The 21363-nt window shown below is 38.5% G+C and carries 19 protein-coding genes, 1 pseudogene and 1 riboswitch; of the genes and pseudogenes, 16 read left to right on the top strand and 4 right to left on the bottom strand.

Going from position 1 to position 21363, the window contains the following annotated elements:
- Positions 1-2 precede the first annotated feature (2 nt).
- A complete protein-coding gene (locus DESMER_RS15045) occupies positions 3-1742 on the top strand; it encodes a hydantoinase B/oxoprolinase family protein (RefSeq protein WP_014903920.1) in 1740 nt (579 codons plus the stop codon).
- A gap of 383 nt (positions 1743-2125) precedes the next feature.
- On the opposite strand, the pseudogene DESMER_RS24950 reads toward DESMER_RS15045, so the two are convergent.
- A pseudogene (locus tag DESMER_RS24950) lies at positions 2126-2386 on the bottom strand (site-2 protease family protein); the annotation flags it as partial.
- 497 nt (positions 2387-2883) lie between these two features.
- Between DESMER_RS24950 and DESMER_RS15035 the strand changes: the two are divergent.
- The 4 genes from DESMER_RS15035 (at position 2884) to aguB (ending at position 5868) form a co-directional block, all read left to right on the top strand.
- The gene (locus tag DESMER_RS15035) at positions 2884-3171 is read left to right on the top strand and encodes a hypothetical protein (protein WP_014903918.1); all 288 of its coding nucleotides are present in this window, start codon (positions 2884-2886) and stop codon (positions 3169-3171) included.
- A gap of 359 nt (positions 3172-3530) precedes the next feature.
- A complete protein-coding gene (locus DESMER_RS24760; RefSeq protein WP_014903917.1) occupies positions 3531-3665 on the top strand; it encodes a hypothetical protein in 135 nt (44 codons plus the stop codon).
- Positions 3666-3949: 284 nt separating this feature from the next.
- Complete coding sequence (locus DESMER_RS15030; RefSeq protein ID WP_014903916.1) at positions 3950-4993, top strand: agmatine deiminase family protein; 1044 nt, start codon at positions 3950-3952, stop codon at positions 4991-4993.
- Positions 4990-5868: an N-carbamoylputrescine amidase gene (aguB, locus tag DESMER_RS15025; protein ID WP_014903915.1), complete on the top strand. Its 879-nt coding sequence runs from the start codon at positions 4990-4992 to the stop codon at positions 5866-5868. The genes DESMER_RS15030 and aguB overlap by 4 nt, the downstream gene beginning before the upstream one ends.
- Before the next feature lie 94 nt (positions 5869-5962).
- Here the strand turns inward: aguB and DESMER_RS15020 are convergent, their stop codons facing one another.
- A complete protein-coding gene (locus DESMER_RS15020; protein WP_014903914.1) occupies positions 5963-6304 on the bottom strand; it encodes a helix-turn-helix domain-containing protein in 342 nt (113 codons plus the stop codon).
- Between the two features lie 170 nt (positions 6305-6474).
- On the opposite strand from DESMER_RS15020, the gene DESMER_RS15015 reads away from it, so the two are divergent.
- Together DESMER_RS15015 and mch are read left to right on the top strand one after the other, a co-directional pair.
- Positions 6475-6846 (top strand): response regulator, encoded by a 372-nt coding sequence (locus tag DESMER_RS15015; RefSeq protein WP_014903913.1) that lies wholly within the window; start codon positions 6475-6477, stop codon positions 6844-6846.
- A gap of 200 nt (positions 6847-7046) precedes the next feature.
- Positions 7047-8015, top strand: coding sequence for a methenyltetrahydromethanopterin cyclohydrolase (gene mch / locus DESMER_RS15010; RefSeq protein WP_014903912.1), 969 nt, complete (start codon positions 7047-7049; stop codon positions 8013-8015).
- A 92-nt stretch (positions 8016-8107) separates the two neighbouring features.
- Positions 8108-8255, top strand: a riboswitch (cyclic di-AMP (ydaO/yuaA leader).
- A gap of 114 nt (positions 8256-8369) precedes the next feature.
- On the opposite strand, the gene DESMER_RS15005 is transcribed toward mch, so the two are convergent.
- A complete protein-coding gene (locus DESMER_RS15005) occupies positions 8370-8951 on the bottom strand; it encodes a hypothetical protein (protein ID WP_014903911.1) in 582 nt (193 codons plus the stop codon).
- Positions 8952-9080: 129 nt separating this feature from the next.
- On the opposite strand from DESMER_RS15005, the gene DESMER_RS15000 reads away from it, so the two are divergent.
- From DESMER_RS15000 to DESMER_RS14970, 8 genes are all read left to right on the top strand, one after another.
- Complete coding sequence (locus tag DESMER_RS15000; RefSeq protein ID WP_014903910.1) at positions 9081-10439, top strand: citrate/2-methylcitrate synthase; 1359 nt, start codon at positions 9081-9083, stop codon at positions 10437-10439.
- Between the two features lie 246 nt (positions 10440-10685).
- A complete protein-coding gene (locus DESMER_RS14995; protein ID WP_014903909.1) occupies positions 10686-12425 on the top strand; it encodes a methyl-accepting chemotaxis protein in 1740 nt (579 codons plus the stop codon).
- Positions 12426-12585: 160 nt separating this feature from the next.
- Complete coding sequence (locus tag DESMER_RS14990) at positions 12586-13137, top strand: hypothetical protein (RefSeq protein ID WP_014903908.1); 552 nt, start codon at positions 12586-12588, stop codon at positions 13135-13137.
- 239 nt (positions 13138-13376) lie between these two features.
- The gene (locus tag DESMER_RS14985; RefSeq protein WP_014903907.1) at positions 13377-13826 is read left to right on the top strand and encodes a hypothetical protein; all 450 of its coding nucleotides are present in this window, start codon (positions 13377-13379) and stop codon (positions 13824-13826) included.
- Positions 13827-14096: 270 nt separating this feature from the next.
- Positions 14097-14384, top strand: coding sequence for a hypothetical protein (locus tag DESMER_RS24480; RefSeq protein ID WP_242830988.1), 288 nt, complete (start codon positions 14097-14099; stop codon positions 14382-14384).
- Complete coding sequence (locus DESMER_RS14975; RefSeq protein ID WP_014903905.1) at positions 14371-14952, top strand: accessory gene regulator ArgB-like protein; 582 nt, start codon at positions 14371-14373, stop codon at positions 14950-14952. Before DESMER_RS24480 ends, DESMER_RS14975 begins: the two co-directional genes overlap by 14 nt.
- Before the next feature lie 8 nt (positions 14953-14960).
- Complete coding sequence (locus tag DESMER_RS23110) at positions 14961-15083, top strand: cyclic lactone autoinducer peptide (RefSeq protein WP_014903904.1); 123 nt, start codon at positions 14961-14963, stop codon at positions 15081-15083.
- Positions 15084-15181: 98 nt separating this feature from the next.
- The gene (locus DESMER_RS14970; RefSeq protein WP_014903903.1) at positions 15182-16987 is read left to right on the top strand and encodes a two-component system sensor histidine kinase NtrB; all 1806 of its coding nucleotides are present in this window, start codon (positions 15182-15184) and stop codon (positions 16985-16987) included.
- 35 nt (positions 16988-17022) lie between these two features.
- Here DESMER_RS14970 and DESMER_RS14965 read toward each other — a convergent pair whose 3' ends face one another.
- Positions 17023-20271 (bottom strand): DEAD/DEAH box helicase, encoded by a 3249-nt coding sequence (locus DESMER_RS14965; RefSeq protein ID WP_014903902.1) that lies wholly within the window; start codon positions 20269-20271, stop codon positions 17023-17025.
- Between the two features lie 363 nt (positions 20272-20634).
- Here DESMER_RS14965 and DESMER_RS14960 point away from each other — a divergent pair, with 363 nt between their 5' ends.
- Entirely contained in the window at positions 20635-21240 is a 606-nt protein-coding gene (locus DESMER_RS14960) for a hypothetical protein (RefSeq protein WP_014903901.1), read from the top strand.
- Positions 21241-21363: the final 123 nt, after the last annotated feature.

The raw sequence follows: 21363 nt of genomic DNA, 5'->3' as shown, positions 1-21363 counted from the left end.
CTATGATTGCCAAAATAGATGAAGTAATCGAGCGGGCAGTGATTGCCAATCGTATGGACACCATCACCAAAGAAATGGGCTATGCTTTGGAGCGGTCGTCCCGTTCTCCGATATTTGCTGAGGCATGTGATTTCGCCTGTGGAATATGTAACGGTGATGGAGACTTAGTATCACAGATTAATGGTATTCCGATTTTAGCGGCTGCAGGGACCTTTAGCATAAAAGAAGTGATTCGAAAATACTCAGGGCAAGTTGAAGAAGGAGATGTCTTTATCATCAATGATCCTTACCAAGGAGGCAACCATCTTCCCGATATTGGGATAATCACACCCTTGGTTGTGGATGAAGAAGTTATCTTCTACTGTGTAAGCAGGGCTCATCACGGAGATATCGGTGGGTCTGTAGCAGGGAGTTACAATGCCAAAGCAACGGAGATTTTTCAGGAGGGGCTGCGCATTCCACCAATTAAGCTTGTCAGTAAAGGGCAAGTTATCAATGAGGTAATGGATCTGATCACCCGAAATGTCAGAAATCCTGACATGCTGCAAAATGATTTGTGGGCGCAAATAGGCGCCAACAAGATCGGGGTAAGGCGCCTGAAAGAATTAATCCATACCTACTCTTCCTCTAAGGTAAAGGAGACGGTGGGATACCTCTTAGACCATGCTGAAAGACTCACAAGACAAGCCATTAAGGAGTTGCCGGATGGGGACTATGTGGGTGAAGAATGGGTGGATGATGATGGTTTTCAACTAAATCCCATTAGAATAAAGGTTACAGTTAGAATTCGTGGAGAGCAGATGACCCTTGATTTTAAGGGTACTGATCCTCAAGTCAAAGGCTTCGTCAACTCAGCATTTGTGACAAGTACAACTGCGGCTTGGATTGGTGCTCTTTGGGCATTAGGTTCTGATATCCCTCGAAACAGCGGAGCCTTTCGAGGGATTAAGGTAGTATTGCCTGAAGGTAGTTTAGTCAATCCTAAGGATCCCGCCCCGGTTACTTTAAGTACATTGACCCCGGCAAGTGAAATAATAAGTGCCATATTTCAAGCTTTAAGTTCTATTAAAGGGGTACAATTGCCGGCAGGGTTTGGACGTTACTGTGGGCCATCATTTTACGGCATTGACCCTCGCACACAGGAATTTTATGTAGGTTTTGCGTTTTGTGCATTAGGATCAGGCGGAGGAACTTTAGGGAGAGATGGGTATCCCTATATGGCCCCTTTATCAAACTATGGAGGAGTACGTGCTCCCAACATTGAAGCCAACGAAATTCAATACCCCCATTTAACTTTGTGTCATGAAATGGAAAGCAATACCGCCGGCTCCGGAAAGTGGAGAGGGGGGGCAGGAATTCGTTATAGCATACTGTTTCAAGGGGAACCAACAAATATTGTGATGTTCGGGGATGGGATGAAAATCCCTCCGTTTGGAGCGGCCTCAGGAAAGTCAGGAAGTTTAAACTACGTTGAAATAAAAACAGTGCAAGGAGAGACAATTTGTCTTGCCAGTAAAGAAAGTACCCGTTCCTTAGCACACGGTACGATACTAACGGTTGTCTCATCAGGAGGCGGGGGCTGGGGAGATCCTTGGCAGAGAGATCCTGAGAGAGTATGGAGAGATGTCTTGGATGAAATTATTACAGTGGATAAAGCTGAGCAAGACTATGGGGTTTTGATAGGGCAAGAGGGTGTAGATTGGGCTGCAACCAACGATCGTCGTTCGGGGAATCAGCGGTAAAGAGAATCTGTAAAAGACTTTGAAATATCTAACGAATATATCATAAGAACGGCTAGTGCCGAAATCAGTAACAGATAAGAAAAACCGATTTTTAATCTGAAGCTGGGTTCAACAAAGAGATATTGGGCAGTTTCCGATTTTTTTTGAAACATTGTGAAGACTTCATAAATCCCGAAGAATACGATTATCAACAATATGTAAGCGTGGAGTTTCCAAATTAGAAAGAGAGCCATAACTAGCCCAATCACCCAAATAAAGGGTGAGATTGCCTTGGAAATTCTACCTCCATCTAATGAACCAAAGGGGAGCAGGTTAAAGAGATTTAGGAAGGCACTAAGATAAGCTAACCCTGCCCAGTAATGGTTATTGGTTAATATATAAAGCACAATACACACTAGCGTTATAAATGCACCTGCTAATGGTCCGCCAATGGCAGTTATTGCTTCCTCGCGAACACTTTTAGGCATAGTCTTCATTTTTATGAAAGCACCAAGGAAGGGAATAAAGGTTGGGGCCGAGACATCCAACCCAAGTTGCTTACTTGTCAGGTAATGCCCCATCTCATGAACGAAGATGACAGCAACAAAGCCCAGTGCAAATAACCATCCATAGAATTGAGCATAGAGAACGACGGTCAAGCCCATACTTATGAAGGTTCCTGCAAACTTAGAGGCTTTAAGCAGTGTAAAAAGCAGCTTGCCAATTACTGCTAATTTACTGAAATTAAGTAGTCCTAAAAGCGCCGTGATAAGAATACTGAAGATCGTTTTAGAACTCTTCTTTTTAGGTTTCAATTGGTAATCGTCTTTGAGTTTGTCCTCGTCGTTATGCATTGAAATGGTCACCCCTTAAATCACATAATTACTAGTTTTATTTCTGTTTTATCTCTTATTCCTAAAAAGTTACTGGTATGCAGTTAGTTGGTTGTAGGTTGATAGTGATTATTCATAATCAATAAAGTTGGAAGTTGTTAAAGATTTTGTTATTATATTACTAATGTAGATCTGGATTGCTTTCTTGATTAAAAGCAGCTCTAAACTTAGCTTAGCATAAAATCCAAGAAGATTAAAAAGACTTAGCTTATTTCTATTGCAATGGTTCTTTAGAGAATTATTAAGTAAAAAAGAAGAGGGGTATTTAAATGTTTAAAATAACCGAAGATTGTCTGGAAAAAAAGACCTTCACTGAATACTTCAGCTCAGATGCCGAGAAAGGAACCAAGGAATTTGAAGAGCTGATAAGAAAGTTTGAATCAGAGCCACAGTACAAATTTCGTATGTGTGACTATGATGGTGAAGTCTTCTATATCGGCTATTCTGATGATTGTACTCATAAGAAGGGTTTTGATCCCCTTGATATGTATGGAGAATACTATGGTTGTAAGGATATCCAGTACTTAAATGAAAAGGGAGAATATAAAAGACTCTAAAATTTTTGTATATCCCATTATCACTCCCTTTGAGATTACCTGAGTAAGGCATCTCAATAGGGTGATTTTTTTTCATTGTGACATTGTCGGAAGAAGAAATATGAAGACGAGAAAAAGTTTATAATTTGTTAATAAATTGTTTAGATATAATAAAGAAAATTAGTTTAAAATAACTAGTAAGGACTCCTTACATTAGGGAGTTATTCCAACGAGTCTGGTATCAGGCCTGATCCATGACTCAGTTGGATATCTGAGCGGCAAGTCCAGACGTGGATGATACCGCTCAGTGGTACAAGCTAATTAAATTCTTAATATATATTCTGCACTAGATTATGGTTAATTGAAAGGGAGGGGCTCGTATGGAAGGACTGGATTTTTTGCTGACGGCTATCTGTTTTTCGGTTTTAGGTTATGGATTATGCTATATGACTCTTTCAGTTAGTCATAAATCTGAAACCCAAAAGGTGAAACCAGAAAATTCATTACAAAGATAATACAGTTGATTAAAAAGGTTTAGTACAATTAATAACTTGAACCTGTAATATAAGAGGGCGTAACAAGGTTTTACTTTGTTACGCCCTCTTTGATAATGGTGCAGAGAGAAATACTGGGAATGATTAAAATTATTGAGTCTCTATGCTATAATATAGTCTTAACTGATTCAGTAAAACGAAACGAACTTTTCAATGAGCTGAAATTTCAGATTGTAAGGTTCCAGACGATATCATAGATAATAGTACTGGATTGGTCATAAACTATGAATTATGAGGGAATATACATGCATCCAAATATTTTAAACTATAAAATGCCTCCGGAATGGTCTGAACATGCACGAACATTTATTTCTTGGCCTATAAAGACGTCTATGTGTTATCCGGAAGAATACGATGCTGTCTGTGAAGGTTATAGTGAAATCATCCGGGCAATTTCCGAATTTGAGCCGGTAACAGTTTTAGTGAATGCAAATGATTATAGGTCGGTATCCGGTAAGCTCGGTTCCAAGAGAGTGGAAATTCTATCCGTTGAGCATAATGATGCGTGGCTGAGAGATAATGGGCCGACATTTGTTATTAGTGAAGATGGAGATATAGCCGGAGTCAACTGGAGATTTAATGCTTGGGGAGAAAAATATGCTCCCTGGGATTTAGATGACTTATTAGCTGCTAAAGTTCTCAATCACCTTGGATTAAAACAATTTGATGCTCCCCTGGTTATGGAGGGTGGCTCTTTCCATGTGGATGGGGAAGGCACACTTCTGACCACTGAGCAATGTCTCTTAAACGCTAATCGTAATCCCCACTTAACGAAAGATCAGATCGAAGCTGAGTTAATGAAATACTTGAACATCCGAAAAGTTATTTGGCTAAAAAGAGGACTAGATGGGGATGAGACGGATGGTCATATTGATAATCTAGCCTGCTTTGCAGCACCGGGTAAAATACTGCTCCAGGTTTGTGAGGATCCCTTGGATGATAATTATGAGATAACTCAAGAAAACTTAGCAATACTGCAGAAGGAGATAGACGCACAAGGAAGGAAGTTAGAAATAATCCCTATTCAACAGCCTCCTAAGAGATACGATTCTGTCTCGAAGACTCGGTTAACTTTGAGCTATTTAAACTTTTACTTTGTCAATGAAGGAATTATATTACCGGTTTTTGGAGGAGAAGCTAATAGAACTGATGAATTAGCGGTAGAAGTATTGAATAAGGCGTTCCCTCAGAGGAGGATTCGCCGGGTGAATGGAATGGGAATCATTCGTGAGGGTGGAAATGTCCATTGCACAACTCAACAGATGCCAGCGGGAGGATTTAGAGTATGAGAAAGGTTAAGGTAGCTGCAACTCAAATGAGCTGCAGCCAGAGTATCGATGCAAACATTTCAAAAGCAGATGAATTAGTAAGGAAAGCGGCAAGTCAGGGTGCTCAAATCATTTTGTTGCAAGAATTATTTGAAACTCCGTATTTCTGTCAGAAAGAAAAATCAAGCTACTATGGATATGCTACGGAACTTGAACAAAACAAAGCAGTTAATCATTTCAAACAGGTTGCTAAGGAGCTTCAGGTTGTGTTGCCGATTAGCTTCTATGAGAAAAAAAACTATGCCCGTTATAACTCTCTGGCAGTGATTGACGCTAATGGAGAAGTGTTGGGAAAATATCGCAAGAGTCATATACCGGACGGCCCTGGGTATGAGGAAAAGTTCTATTTTAATCCGGGAGATACTGGATTTAAAGTGTGGAATACTCGTTTCGGAAAAATTGGAGTGGGGGTTTGCTGGGATCAGTGGTACCCTGAAGCAGCTCGATGTATGGCACTGATGGGTGCCGAAATGCTTTTTTATCCCACAGCTATTGGCTCAGAGCCCCAAGATGGCCTGATCGATTCTAAAGAGCATTGGCAGAACTGTATGCTTGGGCATGCTGCCGCCAATCTAATGCCGGTGATTGCCTCGAACCGTATCGGAGTTGAGGAGGATGATGAATCAAGTATCACCTTCTATGGATCATCTTTTATTGCAGGCCCACAAGGAAATAAGCTTATTGAAGCTGGCCGCACAGAAGAAACTATAATTGTTGCGGAATTTGATCTGGATCAACTTGAAGTTCAGCGTCTTGAGTGGGGAGTTTTTCGAGATCGTCGACCTGATTTATATAAAATCATTGGAACCTATGATGGTGAGATAACAATTAAATAAATTTTTCACAATTTGTATTCCCCCGGCTTTAGGCCGGGGGTTTTTCTCTAATCTCCTAATTACATAAAATGTATGGGGTTAAAACAAATAATGATTAAACGGAATCGCTGGTAGATACAAAATAGGCCATTGCAACTTCATAAAGAAAATTAATCGATTTAGGGTTTTTTCCCACTAAGAGGGCATTGAGCTTCTTAAGGGTTGGATCAGAAGCATTTTCGGTAGTATAGAGTAAATCGGTAGGTTCTACTTCCAGAGCGGTGCCTATTCTTGCTAGCAAGTCTAGCGAAGGGGCTCTAAGGCCGCGTTCAAGATAACCTATATAGGAACTACTGACACTTACTAATTCAGCAAGTTTTTCTTGGGTGAGGCCTTTTGTCTGTCGAAATAAACGTATATTTTTCCCAGCAACCTCTTGTATGTTGTTAGACAACACTATCACCTCTCCATCATTTTAAGGTAGTCGCCATAAACATCTTACCGACTGTGTGTTTCTAATTATGTTGAAAAAGAAGACATATAGTTATAGAATATGATATTAGTAGTCAATATATAGAAACAATAAGAAATTAGTTATAATAACTAATTTTGATAGGAGGAAGAAACTTGTCGGGATATATTTTAGTTGTGGATGACCAGTTTGGAGTGCGACTTCTTATTCATAAGGTTTTGGAAGAATCAGGCTATAATGTAAAAGCAGTAGAAAATGGACCGGAATGTTTGAAGCTTGCAATATCCTTAAACAGACCTTCTCTAATTTTACTGGACAATAGAATGCCAACAATGACGGGACTTCAAGTATTATCGATACTTAATCAAGATGAACAAGCTAAAAATATACCCGTCATTATGATAAGTGCTGAGTCTGATATTGAAGAAACCGCGCGATGCTTTGGAGTGCGGGATTTTTTAAGCAAGCCTTTGGACTTGAACGTTTTGCTTAAAACTGTTGAGGAGACCTTGGAGTGTGCACTTTAGGGATCTACTTCTTACAAGGCGCTGGGAATATTTTTAACCACAAAATCCAATTTGATCCCATTTTTAAGGATGTACAGAGAAAAACGCTAAGGTTAATTTAGGGTATTTAGTATATAGAATGGGCATTTAGCGTACAAGACCAAAAAATAGGGTATGCTAAAAACATGTATATTCTAGAACGATGAAAAGGAAGAATAAACATGTTTTTTTCAATTACCGAACGATCGAATCTAAGTCCAAATCAGTTAGCATTTTCTTTCGTCAATGAATTGGTCGCCAAGAGTGAACTTCTGCGAGTCAACGTTCAAAAGATTAATGAGGCAACTGTTGTTGACTGCGGAGTTGAAGCCCAGGGCGGTTGGGAAGCAGGAGTGTTGTTTGCAAAAGTATGCCTAGGTGGGTTGGCGAAGGTTAATTTATATTGGTCAGAGTTTAATGGGTTCCGCTGGCCTACAGCTGAAGTTGTGACAGATCATCCAGTTCAAGCTTGTTTAGCGTCCCAATATGCTGGTTGGCCAATACAGAACGGAAGGCAAACAGCTATGGGTTCTGGCCCGGGGCGAGCAATTATACATAAAGGCAATATTTATGAAGTGAACGGCTATGAGGACTATTCCGATACGGCTATTCTATGTCTGGAAAGTGAGGAACTTCCAACAACTGAGGTAGTTAAATATCTCTCAGAGGAATTAGGATGTAATCCAAAAAATCTCTATATACTCGTTGCTCCCACAGCTTCTTTAGTAGGGTCAGTACAGATAGCTGCCCGAGCCTTGGAAACAGGTCTATCCAAACTTAATGTACTTGGCTATGATTTAGAAAGAATAGAATCCGGTTGGGGAACTTGTCCAATCCCTTCCGTAGCAAGCAGCAAACGTGACGCGTTAGGCAGGTCCAACGATGGGATTTTTTATGGTTCAACGGTACTTTATAACCTTAGGGATGAGGATGAAACCTTAAAAGATCTGGTAGGGCAGCTTCCATTTTGCGCTTCACAACATTATGAAAGGTCATTTGTTGAAATACTCAACGAATTAGGAAGTTTTTATGACATAGACCCAGCAGTTTATAGTGCAGCCAAAGTATGGTTGTGTAACTTGAATAGTGGCCGTTCATTTCACGCAGGGGTTTTACGTCCCGATATTTTGTGCAGTGCATTCGGTCTTTGATGTTGCACAATTATATGAAACAAATCTAAAGTTGACTAAGACAAATAAGCTATGATACAATTTAATTTATACTATAGTTGAACCACAACTTAATATCTCTGTCGCTTAATTCTATCATGAAGCGGGGAAACCATTTTTGGGGTGAATCCTTCACATCATTTGACTCTGAGTTTGTGAAGGTAGGGTTACTTTTCAACCCGAATCCGTCAGCTAACTTCGTAAGCGTTGAAAGGAGATACTGGCAGCATGCCCTAGCTTTGCTGTTTTGTACTGCTGTCAATTAGCTGAAACCCTAGACTTTGTGGTCAAGGGTTTTTTTGATACCTTATGGTAATACAGTTGCAATTTTATAGATTAATCAAGTAATTGGTGGATTTTCAAATAGTGTTCTATATTCGATTTTTCACTCATTTCGACATGGATAATTGGTTGCTGTTTGTTATTAATAACTCCCGCCCACTTGAGATAAATTGTCTGAGAATAAGATTTATGGACAATAGGGTCAGAATATTTAAGACTAATAATGATGAAGTGTGGATTGATCTCCTCTAATTCTTTGGTAAAACTATTGACTTTCGGGTTGAGGAGTAAACTTGTAGTTGCATCACGAGGGATATCATTAACAACGGTGTAATCGTCAATAAAAATTGGCTTTTGTTGTAATTGTTGCTCAAAGATTAATGTCCTGCTTGATAGATTTGTTGCGGGATGGGTTCCGACATTTTTGAATTTGAATTCAAATTCAAAACCTGAGTTCTCGCTAAAGTTGAGTGAAGGAGACTCTATAAAGGTTAGATACGGACGTGCAGCTTCACGCTGTGTTTGCCAAGTTGTGACAGAGATATAGACAGAAATAAGTGAAACCAAAGCAAAGATTGCTGTCGATATGGTAACAACGGAGTCTGACCAATTCCATTCTCTAATATTCCAAGTCATTTTTTCCCCCTATCGAGTATTAGGCTAAGTATCAAGATAATAATCAATAATTATGAGCAAAAATAGGAAGTAAGAACTCCATTTGGTGATTGATTTGAATAAGAATTTGGAAGAGAAAGGGTGAATTCTATGAATAATTATGATATGGAATCTGAAGCCTTAAAGAAGTTGAGCAAAATGGCTGAAGAAAGTGGCTATATTAAGCCTGAACTATATCGTAGATATGAGGTCAAACGTGGGTTGCGTGATTTGGACGGAAAAGGGGTGTTAGTTGGTCTGACAGAAATCGGGGAAGTCCATTCATATATTATGGATGAGGGCGAAAAAGTTTCTGTTCCAGGGCGGTTAATATATCGGGGGATGGATATTAGAGATATTGTTAAGGGCTTTAGTGAGGATGACCGCTTCGGTTTTGAAGAGACAGCCTATTTGCTGCTCTTTGGAAATCTCCCGGATCAAAACGCTCAAAAAGAATTTTTGCAAATTCTATCACTTTATGAAAGGCTGCCAGAAGATTTTACTCGTGATGTAATATTAAAAGCTCCGAGCAAGGATATTATGAATACTTTAGCAAGAAGTGTTTTAGCACTTTACTCTTTTGATGAAAATGCCGATGATACTTCAATGCCAAATGTATTAAAGCAATGCCTTAAACTTATTGCTTGCTTTCCGTCCTTAGCTGTTTATGGCTATCATGCATTTAATCATTACCATGGAGATCAAAGTCTTTATATTCATAGCCCGAGGGCCGATTTAAGTATCGCTGAGAACATTTTAGCGATGCTAAGGCCGGATAGTAGTTATACTAAGTTAGAGGCACAACTGCTTGATTTAGCACTTGTTCTTCACGCCGAGCACGGTGGAGGAAATAATTCTTCTTTTGTTACTCATGTAGTTACTTCAACAGGGACGGATACTTATTCGGCAATTGCCGCAGCGATTGGAGCGCTTAAAGGACCCCGTCACGGAGGAGCTAATATTAAAGTTGTTCAAATGTTTGATGACATGAAAGAGAAGCTAAAGAACTGGGATGATGACGAGGAAATTGAGCATTATCTTACTCAGGTACTCTCTAAGAATGAGTTTGATCGTTCGGGATTAATTTATGGTATCGGACATGCTGTTTATTCCATATCAGATCCTCGAGCGGTTATACTCAAAGGCTATGTTGCACAGCTTGCTCAGGAAAAAGGTTTGGAGGACGAGTTTAATCTCTATGCTAAGGTAGAGAACCTTGCCCCACAGGTAATCGCAAAGTTTAATACTATGTATAAAACTGTAAGTGCTAATGTGGACTTTTACTCAGGTTTTGTATATAAGATGCTCAATATCCCAATGGAAATGTTCACTCCAATTTTTGCGATTTCCAGGATCGTTGGCTGGAGTGCGCATAGAATTGAGGAAATTGCTAACTGTGGAAAGATTATTCGACCAGCTTACAAAAGTGTGGCACCAAGGAGAAGTTATCTAAAGATGGATGAAAGATAAAACTACTTGGCAATCATTAAAATCGATATTTGCAGTATGTGTTAGGGGGGGCCAATTAACCCTCCTAACACATTTGTTTTTTGATAAGATTATTAAAAATCTTTTTGAGAACAACTTAGTGCGATTTTCACCAAAAACCTACAAAGATTAGGAAAAGATGATTTCTATTGTTGAAAAAGAGGATATTTATATTTTTTGTAGAAAACCAATTATAGAATTATTTGATTAAGAAAATGAGGCGCTGATATGGACAACAAACTTATTACTTCCAAATCCTCTATAAACTATGGTGTCCGAATTAAATTATTGTTAGGGTTTCTGGTGGTTTTACTCTTGACCGCGTTAGTAGGTATTGTTGGTTACTATGGTGTTTACAAGATAAATCAGGAAGCTGAAGACTTAGGTGAGCATTGGTTGAAGGCAACAACCTCACTAGCCAAAGTCATTGAGGATACCGAAGATACTCGTCGCTATCTTTTGGGTGGATTTCTGATGCGTGCAGATGCCCAGGCCTTTCAGGAGCATAAGACTAAATTTTCAATCACAAAAGTCAAATGGGAGCAAGATTTTTCTGATTACAATAACTATGTTACAACTCCAGAAGGAATAGCAAAAAGCGAGGAGATGCGAAAATCCTTCAATACCTTTATAGAGGATGCAGAACAGGTCTGGATGTTGACTCAAGTTGGAAGGGATGTAGAGGCCAGACCCATTCTGACCCAAAAGAGTAAAGATAGTTTTGATCAGTTACTCAAAGATATGGAAGATCAGATGACTTCTATGGCTGCCGGGGGTGCCTCGGCAACTCATCATGCTCAAACTACTAAAGATTCCGTTGTAAAGTTGCTGTTAATTTTTGTTGTTCTTGCAGTTTTAGTTGGAGCAGTCTTGTCGTATGTATTGGCACAGCATATAAGTAAGCCCCTTGTCGCTGTTACGAAAGTTGCTCAGGCTGTGGCTGAAGGGGATCTGAGCATGGAAATTCAAGAGGTTAAGAATAAAGATGAAATCGGTGTCTTGTCTCAAGCTGTCAGCGAAATGGTTCACTCGCTGAGAGCGGTTATTGGGGAAGTATTAACTCAATCTGAAAGTGTGGCTGCAACTAGTGAGGAATTATCAGCAGCTTCAGAGGAAGCAACTGCTTCCAGTGAGCAAATGGCGGAAAGCCTTGGTTTAGTTGCATCAAGTTCAACCCGAAATGCTACTTCCATGGCTGAGACTGTTAACGTTATTGAAGAATTGTCCGCTAATGCTCAACTAGTAGCAAAAAATGCTGAGACTGTCAGTCAAAGTAGTGAAAAGGCAGCTCAGGCTGCTGAGTTGGGAGCTTTCCAAGCTGAGAATGCTGTAAACAAGATTGAAGCAGTTCGCGAGGTTTCAGCTCAATCTGCGGAGGTAATAGCTCGCTTAGGAGATGAATCAAAGCAAATCGGACAAATTGTTGATGTAATCAGAGGGATTGCCGATCAGACTAATTTACTTGCCCTTAATGCAGCAATTGAGGCTGCCAGAGCAGGAGAGCAAGGGCGAGGATTTGCAGTTGTTGCAGAAGAGGTTCGTAAATTAGCCGAACAATCGTCTAATTCAACTGTTCAAATTGCCAATCTAATCGAAAACATTCAAAGAGAGACAGAACTTGCTATCGGAGTAATGGAAAAGGGTAAAGTTGAAGTAGCTGCCGGAGTTGAAGCGGTTAATTTAGCCGGAAGTTCTTTTCAGACCATTGTTGCAGAGGTTAACCAAGTTGTTCGTCAAATTGAACAGATTACTGAGGCTACCAAACAAATGGCTGTGGGAACCTCAGCAGCAGCACAGTCTATTGAGGATATTGGTTTGACCTCTCAGCAGGCGGCATCCAGCTCGCAAGAAGTTGCCGCTGCTTCAGAGGAACAGGCAGCAACGATGGTATCCGTTAGTAAATCAGCAGAAGCTCTTGCCGCCCTAGGGGATAAGTTGATGAGTGCAGTTGTTAAATTTAAGCTATAAACAGAAGTAAATATAATTGCTGTTAAAAAAATCATTTATAAAATCCTATCCTTGAATTGTAAAGGATAGGATTTTATTGCGTTTTACATATATAACCAAACATTGTTTATTGGAATCGGGCAATAATAATTGAGGTTAAAAAAATTAAGGAGGTTGTTGTATGAGCAGCAATACGAAAGATGGGATTAAAGAATTGAAAAATTTGGCTGTAGAGGATGCTCGGACTGATATGGAGGTAGCTGAGGAATTAGGACAGTTGAAAGACCAATTTTATCGCATGGAACAAGCCTTTTCCACCTACAAGAACCAAGCTCATCAGAACCAGACTCAAGGGCAACAACAGACCCAAGCTCAAGGACAACAACAACTTAATCAATTAGTCCAACACATGACCCAGTTTAAGGCTCAATCCCAGCAGCAGCAGCAACAAGCATTTACTCAATTACAACAGACTATTCAACAAGGTATGCAGGCTTTAGATCAAGCAAACCAATACATTCAGTCCACTCAAGTTCTTGCTCAAATGAACAATTTCATTGAACAAGCTCAGCAACAACTTCAAAATATGAGCCAAAACCAAAACCAGCAACAAGGTCAAGGTAGTCAAACAACTCAAAGTTTTGGGCAGCAAGGACAGAATCAACAGCTTCAAAGCCAGGGTCAAGGACAAGGACAAAATCAACAAATGCACGGACAGGGATGGTATCAATAATTAATCATTAAATACACATCTAGAGACTAATGGATAATGCCCCAAAGCAATTTTGCTTTTGGGGCATTAGTTATTTCAATTTGGATCTAATTTAACAATAAATGCTAAATAAGAGGCTTTCAGTTACAGGATTTACGCGATTTCGACATATAGTGTGTGAGATAATAACATAAAATAATAGTTTCCATGAGGGAATAAAAGGTTAATTCAAGTACGCGGAGGAGTAAAATTGAAATCCTATGATTACTTTACTATTGCTTCTATTGCAAGGTATACCTGAAGGGATAGCAATTACAACCCTAGCTTTTGTAATATCTAGGATTCCTTTGAAGCTTATTCAAATTGTCCTGGTAGGCATAACAATAGCTGTTTCTGTTTCCGCCATTAGACTATTGCCGATCCCTTTAGGGATACATACCATAATGGTCATCTTGATATTATTTATTGTTCTCACTTGGTTGAGTAAAGGGGATTTGAGTCAATCTTTTGTATCGACTTTATTAAGTATCTTAGTTCTTATTATTTTTGAAACAGCAAGTTTACCTTTGTTTGAGCTTATCTCTAGACTTACGCCTAAAGCCTTATATCCTTTTCAGGCCCCAAGAATTATCTTAGGTGATATCCATGTAATAATTCTATTCCTAGTAGCTTATCTCCTTAATACATTTCTATCAAAAAAGATTACTTAAGTGTTAAATAATTTGGTTTTCATTATGGACAGGAGTCATTTTGTCCTTTTTGTAGGCATCTCTTGATTTTATAAAAGAGGGTGTTTAATTATTGATATTCCATTAATTGCATTTATCTTACAAGGTATACCTGAACTTATTTCTGTAGTTACTTTAGCCTTTGTTATTGCAAGGATACCTTTAAAATGGAATAGAATTGTTGCAATTGGATCTGTTATAGCACTCATCTCTTATACCGTTAGGTTGTTCACAATCCCTTTTGGGGTACACATGATCTTACAAGTTGTTTTGTTATTCGTTATGTTAACATGGATAGGAAAAAGTGATTTTTCTTTATCTTTAATTGCTAGTTTATTAAGTTTCTTAGCTTTAGTAATTATTGAGTTTTTATGTTTATCATTGTTGATGCCGATTTTTGGAATAAACCCCGAAGAATTGTTTTTGAATCTACTGCTGAGAATCGTTATTACCGAACCCCAAGTACTCCTCATGTTTGCTTTTGCCTACATGTTAGATAAATTCATAAAAAGAAGAGGTGAAATCAATGAACTTTTCTGAGAACATTAGCAATAAACTCACCGAAATAATAGCTAATGAATTAGATTTAAATAGTGATAAGAAAGAAATAATAGCTTATGCCATTGAAAATTTATTTTTATTTTTATTGGGTTTTTTTTCATTGGTATTTTTAGGAATACTTTCAAACTCGCTATTTTCTATTCTTGTCGCTGCGGCATTCGGTGGATTATTGCGAAGAGTTTCAGGGGGGGCACATTTTGACACACCTATTAAATGTTTGGTTTTTGGTTCTTTTATTTATACTTCTATTGGAATTGTAGCCAAGAAGATAGGTGAGTATAACCTATTTAGTTCAGAAGGCGCGTTTTATGTGATTTTGAGCATTTGTCTTGGGCTTGTTGTACTATTTGCCCCAGTAGATAGTGACTCAAAGCCAATTAATTCTATTCAACTCAAGCAAACACTAAAAATAATTTCAATAGCTTTCATAATAATGACACTCATCGTAGTTTACTTTACAGACAATTTGTTGTTTAGTGTAAGTGCAGTAATGGGGGTGTTTTACCAATGCATAACATTGCTGCCCTTATTTAATAAAGGGAGGTGAAATGATATATGAAGAAGAATGTTTTTACTGTAATTGCATCAATATTGATGCTACTCGGCAGTGCTACGTCAGTATTTGCTTGTGCTATGTGGGCTTATCAACCTAAAACTCCGAAATCATTGCAACGATAGTCTAAAAGATTTCAAATTAACAAAATTAAAGCTGGGTTTAACACCCAGCTTTAATTTTTGAAAAGCCGTCTCCAATTAATTAACAGCTGGAGGATCAAATGATGGCTAAATCATCAATTATAAAAGAACATTTATTAAAACATTCAATTATTCAAATTACCCTGTTTAAAGTAATAAGCAGTATTTTTTTATTTCTGGTCTTATTTATTCTTTTTTATGGACAAAACTTTTGGGAGAAACAAGCTATTAAATTCAACTATGATCTATTATCGTTTGTTTCAAGTGTTCAAGGTAATCTACAATCACGCATTTGGGAGATTGATGCATTAAAACAAGATATCAGTTTACCAAAAGATAATAAGATCGGACAAATTAAGATCATTGTCCAGTCGATAATTAAAGAAAAAAATAATAATTATAGCCATATGGTAGGTTATTATGATAATGATCTAAATATGGTTTTTTGGGATAGTGATAAAAATACTATCTCTATAGAAGAACCCAATTCTGACATAACTGTAGATAGGACTGATAACACCTCGAAAGATAACAAGATAATTAAGGTGAGTCTTCCTATATATGAGCAGGGACGAATAGTGGGTTACGTTTTTGCTTATGCACAGAATTCAGACTTTGTGCTAACGTCTTTTAATGCATTAAGTGCAATTGTTATTCTTGCTTTAAGTTTATCGGCATTGATAATGATTTATATCAGAAAACATATGAAGCAGCTTGAATGGTATTTGGAAAAATTCGGACACATAATAATGCATGATAATAGTGGAAACGAGGAAATACTTCATAAATTACCGGAACTGAAACCAGTCTTAGAGAAAATTTCAAGTTTCACTAGTGATTTAAAAGAAGTGAATTCAGCCTTAGAAATCTCTAAAATAAATTTCATTAAAATTATGGAAGGTATTTCTGATGGTTTTTATGCTATAGACCGTAACTGGCAATTTACCTTTGTTAATAAGGAAACTCAAAGGTTTATGGGGAAGAGCAAGAGCAACATAGACCTTGTGGGGAAAAATATATTGGAAGTATTCCCGGAATTTAAAGATTCAATATCTTATGAAAAAATCCTCAAAGCTATGGATGAAAATCAAACCGTTCATTGGGAAGCAGGAGGATTGGCAAATCCTAGTCAAGACCATGAATTTCATGCCTACCCGTATAAAGAAGGGTTAACAGTTTTCTTTAGGGACATTACGGAGGCAAAGCGCCAACAACAAGAGATTGACAGGTTAGAAAGACTTAATTTAATTGGTCAATTGGCTGCGGGGATTAGCCATGAAATCCGTAATCCTTTAACTACGGTCAAAGGGTTTTTACAGTTTTTTGGATCGAAGGCCCAATACCAAAATGATAAAGAATATATGGATTTGATGATTGCAGAAATTGATCGAGCAAATATAATCATTACTGATTTTTTATCCTTAGCTAAATCAAACTCAGATAATGTTAAGTCTCAGAACCTAAATGAAGTAATTAACAAAGTGTTACCAATGTTACAAGCAGATGCCTATAACAATAATAAAGAAGTTGTTGTGGATTTAAACAACCTCCCCAATATAATGATTAACGAAAACGAAATAAAACAGCTTATCTTAAATCTTGTCAGAAATGGACTGGAAGCGACAGCGGAAAATGGATGTGTTAGGATTAGTACCCATGTAAAAGAGGATAAAGTAGTACTAGAAATCAAGGATCAAGGAATGGGAATACCGCAAGCAATTCAAGAAAAGATAGGTACTCCTTTTTTTACTACCAAAGAAAGCGGAACAGGTCTGGGGCTATTAATATCTATAGGGATTGCCCAAAGACATAGAGCAAGCTTTGATTTTAAAACAGGGTCTGAGGGAACAACATTTTATACAGCCTTTCCAGCTAAACCGGCCTAGGAAAAAGATTTAATATAATTGCATTTCTTGTTTTACTAATTTATTTCAAAAAGCTCACGCAATTCTTGTTCAGTGAGCTTAGAGATCATAGTTTCTCCAGGTTGTATGACGGAATCAACAAGCGTTTTTTTTCTGGCCTGCAAGGCGATGATTTTTTCTTCAATTGTACCTTGGCTTATTAACTTGATTACCTGTACTGCTTGATTTTGTCCAATTCGATGTGCTCGGTCTGTGGCCTGATCTTCCACAGCAGGATTCCACCAGGGATCGTAATGAATAACCATATCAGCTCCGGTAAGATTTAAGCCGGTACCACCAGCCTTTAAGGATACCAGGAAGACCTGTCCTTGACCAGCATTAAAGGAATTGGCCATGTTCAGGCGTTCTGCTGCTTTAGTAGAACCAGAAAGATAGAAATGCTCAATGTTATCGGTTTTCAAGTGGTTTTGGATAATATCCAGCATGGTTGTGAATTGGGAGAAAATCAGAATCCGGTGACCGCTGTCCAAAGCGTCTGTAAGAATTTCTTGTAATAGAAGCATTTTACCACTCTCTCCGGAGTAATTCTCAATAAACATAGACGGATGGCAACAAATTTGTCTAAGCCTGGTTAAGGCAGCTAGAATTTTAATATGACTTCTGTTAAAACCTACGGCAGCTATTTCTTGAGCGATTAATCCTTTTGCTTCTTGTAAATAAGCAATATATAGTTTTTTCTGTTCTTCAGTCAAGGGAGCGCTTAGTTGGGTCTCAATCTTGTCAGGGAGTTCTTTTAGCACGTCCTTTTTTAAACGTCTTAAAATAAAAGGGTTAGCGTGTCGACTTAACTCTGTAATAATAGTTGCATCTTCGCCTTTAATGATTGGGATTTCGTACTTCTTTTTAAACTCTTGATGAGAGAGAAGATAGCCTGGCATAACGAAATTAAAGAGCGACCACAGCTCAGATAGAGAGTTTTCAATGGGTGTCCCTGTTAAGGCGAAATACCCTTTCGCCTGAATTTGTTGAGCTGATTTGGCATTGAGTGTTTGTGGATTCTTAGTATGCTGCGCTTCATCTAAGAAACAGTATGAGAACTCGGTGTTCGAGAATTCCTCAATGTCCCGTCTTAAAATAGGATAAGAAGTAACGACAAGATCCCACTGTGTTTCTTCAAGGCCCTTTATTAGGGCATGTCGTTCTTGAGGGGGGCCATCCAATACTAGAACTCGCAGGGTAGGGGTGAATTTTTGGGCTTCTTCTTGCCAATTATAGATTAACGACGTGGGGGCAACCACAAGTGCCGGGTTATTAGAATTAGGCTTTTCAGATAGTATGAATGAGAGAACTTGAAGGGTTTTCCCTAATCCCATATCATCAGCCAGGATGCCTCCCAGGCCGTAGGAGGCTAAAGTCTTTAGCCACTTAAAGCCGGTTTTCTGATAGTCTCTCAGGATTGTTTCGAGTTCTTCAGGGATTTCGAATTCCCCATCCTGAGGTTCAAGAATACTTTGCACTAATTGCTTAAAAGCTTTATTGCGTTGTACCCCTGGCAGGTTAGCATTGCGCAAATAACTGTCAATATACATAGCTCGGTACTTAGGTAAATTAAGTGTGTTTTGATTTAGGTTATCTGCATTGAGATTTAAGTTATCGAGAAGTTCTGAAACGCTGATTAGTTCCGGTTGGTTTAAATCAAGGAATGAACCATCGCGAAGACGATGGTATTTCTTCTTTAAATGGAGCGAGTCAAAAATGTTGGCTAATTCATCTTGTGGAATATCAGTGTATTGAAAGGATATTTCCAAGATGTCCAGTGATTCGTCTAAGCGTACTTGCCCGGAAAAGTTAGTTGAAGTTCGTACTTTGAGCTTAAATTGATCGGAGCAGAATAGCTCTGCCAGGTCTCGAAGTTGGGGAAGCCAGTTCACGGTGAAATCGAAGATTTTCTCATCATCCGTAAGGTGTATTTTCCCTTTAGAAACAATAAATTCGGCGTGTTCGAGAATACTAAGAATTCTGCGTTCTTGTTCTGAAGAACGTATCAGGATCATGTCATCATTACCCACAACACTATTGTTTTCTCGTGTCGAAGCAAAGGGGTTAATAATAATATCCCCGTATTGAAATTCTAAGCGAGCTGTGATTCCCATATCGATTGCCCGGTCAAAGTAGATCTTAGCTTGTAGACTTTCGTGAGAGAATTTCTCGTCTAACAAGGGGTCTATCGAAACTTGCCCGAGCTTTCCGATCAACGGTAAGGCTTCAGAGGCAAAATACTCTTTCTGCGCAGCAGGAATAAGGATCTGGGTTGAAGCCCCTTCTCGTAATGTTTTTATGAGCGCAGGCACTAAGTCTTTTTGTGTGGATGAGGCTTGAAATATTTTATCTTGATAAACATAATACCTGCCGTCAGGTGTCAATAAAATCGGCAATTCGTCTGTGTTAAGAGATAAAGAAAGGTCTGGGCCTTGAGGCTGTAATAAGAATTCCATAGGTAGACCTTGTCTATTAACCTGCGTAGGTTCTAGAGAAGAGGAGCCGATTCTCCAGAGAAATACCCTGTCCCCTAGTGCGTCCAAAAACTTAGACAAGTAGTAGCCCGTTAAAGGCAAGGTCTTTTGGTTTAACAGCGGGGTGTAATAATAGGGCCCCTGCATTTCGGCGATAGCTGCATGCTGGTCGTACATCTCTTGCAACATGGTTATAACGGTGCGATCTTCAGCTTTGAAGGTTTGCCTTGAAGGTTCAAAGGTAAATTGCTTACCGAATTCAATTGATTGTCCGGTTTTGATTGCTTTGAGCAATTGTCCGATGTCTTTAACTACATAAAGACGTTGCAGACCTAATTTTAGTTGGAGGTGAGTGGAGAGCCGATGAGAAGGGGTTGTTTGAAGCTCAATGTTTAAAGTTAGTTTATCCTGTATGGATTCTTGAGGGTGATTAGCGAAGGCGCTTAGAAGTTCATTTACTATATGGTTAGAGGGGATAGGGCTAGGCCAGTCCGAGGGTATTTTTTGCTGAGAAGCTTTTAACACTGCAATGACATGTTTACATGCTCCGGGACTATCTGTAAAAGCCGGACAGGTGCAGCGGTAAGAACGAAGTGTGCCTTCACGATTAAAGGCAACCTGTACAACGTAACGTAAACCTCCTATGACAGAGGCATTAACAATTCCCTTTTCAGCTGAAAAAGAGAAATTAATGACTCTTCCTGCAGTGTAATAAGCCTGGCCTAGTTTATACACACGATCACTATCAGCTAGTTCATGAATTAATTGTTCAGTAAGAGTAAAACGAGACATAGGATACTCCTTTGATCGATTTTAAGGGAATGAAGATCACTTAAGCATAACATAAACCAAGGCTATCCGTCTAATGTGTGAATGTAATTGTAATTATATGGAGGAGATTTTTTAGACGTGATATACCATTAAATAGTAAAATAAATACAAAATTTGCATTAATCTTCTAAACTTCCCCGCCTATTGTCGTGATAATTATTTCGGATTATTAAGGATATGCCTTAATGGTAGTTCACTCTCTTCAAGAGAGTGTCTAAGTTGTAAAGGAATGTCGATTATTGTATCATTGAAATATAGAGGAAATACTACACTTGTGCAGAATTACTAGTAATGCTAGAATACGAAGCTTAGGGGGGATTTTCCTTGCTTATCACCTGCGATAATCACATGCAAATGGGTTATATCTACCTAATGCCAAATGACTCTATTGAAGAGTATACCCTCGATAAAAGCGAAATTGGTCTTTTTTATGATGTAAGCAGTCTTAGCATTCCAAGGATTAAATGGAACAGTATGGGGCAGAGTTTGAGTCAAATGCGTTTAGCTACTAAAACTTATAGAGAAGCAGTGGATAAAGCATTTCATTGTGAATTTTGGAATGATCTAGATCAAGAAGGTTATATGATGGGGATCGAGCTGTATTTGACTGAGGACATGTTTCTCACCTTAGTTGCCCATCAAGCCTTTAAGCTTTATGATACTCGTTGGCGTAATCAGGATTTTCGGGTGCTTACTTTAGATGCTTATCATGATGTTTTTAACAAAAATAATATAATCTATCCATTAACTGCAGCAAAAGATGTATTTGTAATCTTAGCCATTGATCCATCGACAAAGATTTCCAAGATTATGGCTCTTATTTCTTCGAGGGATGACTTATACCCAATTGATTACCTGCGTAATCCACTTTTTATGTTAGCTAATTCGAGTCGCTATTATAATGAGAATGAGAGTTTAGGTATGACATGATCAAATATCCTGATCGCAAGAAGGGTCTGAAACGTTTTAGCGTTTCAGACCCTTCTTGCGGATCAATTTTAGAGGGGTTTTTGATATGCTTTCTGAAGACTCCCTTTGTCATAAGAGACAAAG

The organism is Desulfosporosinus meridiei DSM 13257, from assembly GCF_000231385.2.
GTDB lineage: Bacteria > Bacillota > Desulfitobacteriia > Desulfitobacteriales > Desulfitobacteriaceae > Desulfosporosinus > Desulfosporosinus meridiei.
The sequence above is the reverse complement of the archived record's forward strand: the minus strand, read 5'-3'. Positions and strand labels throughout refer to the sequence as shown.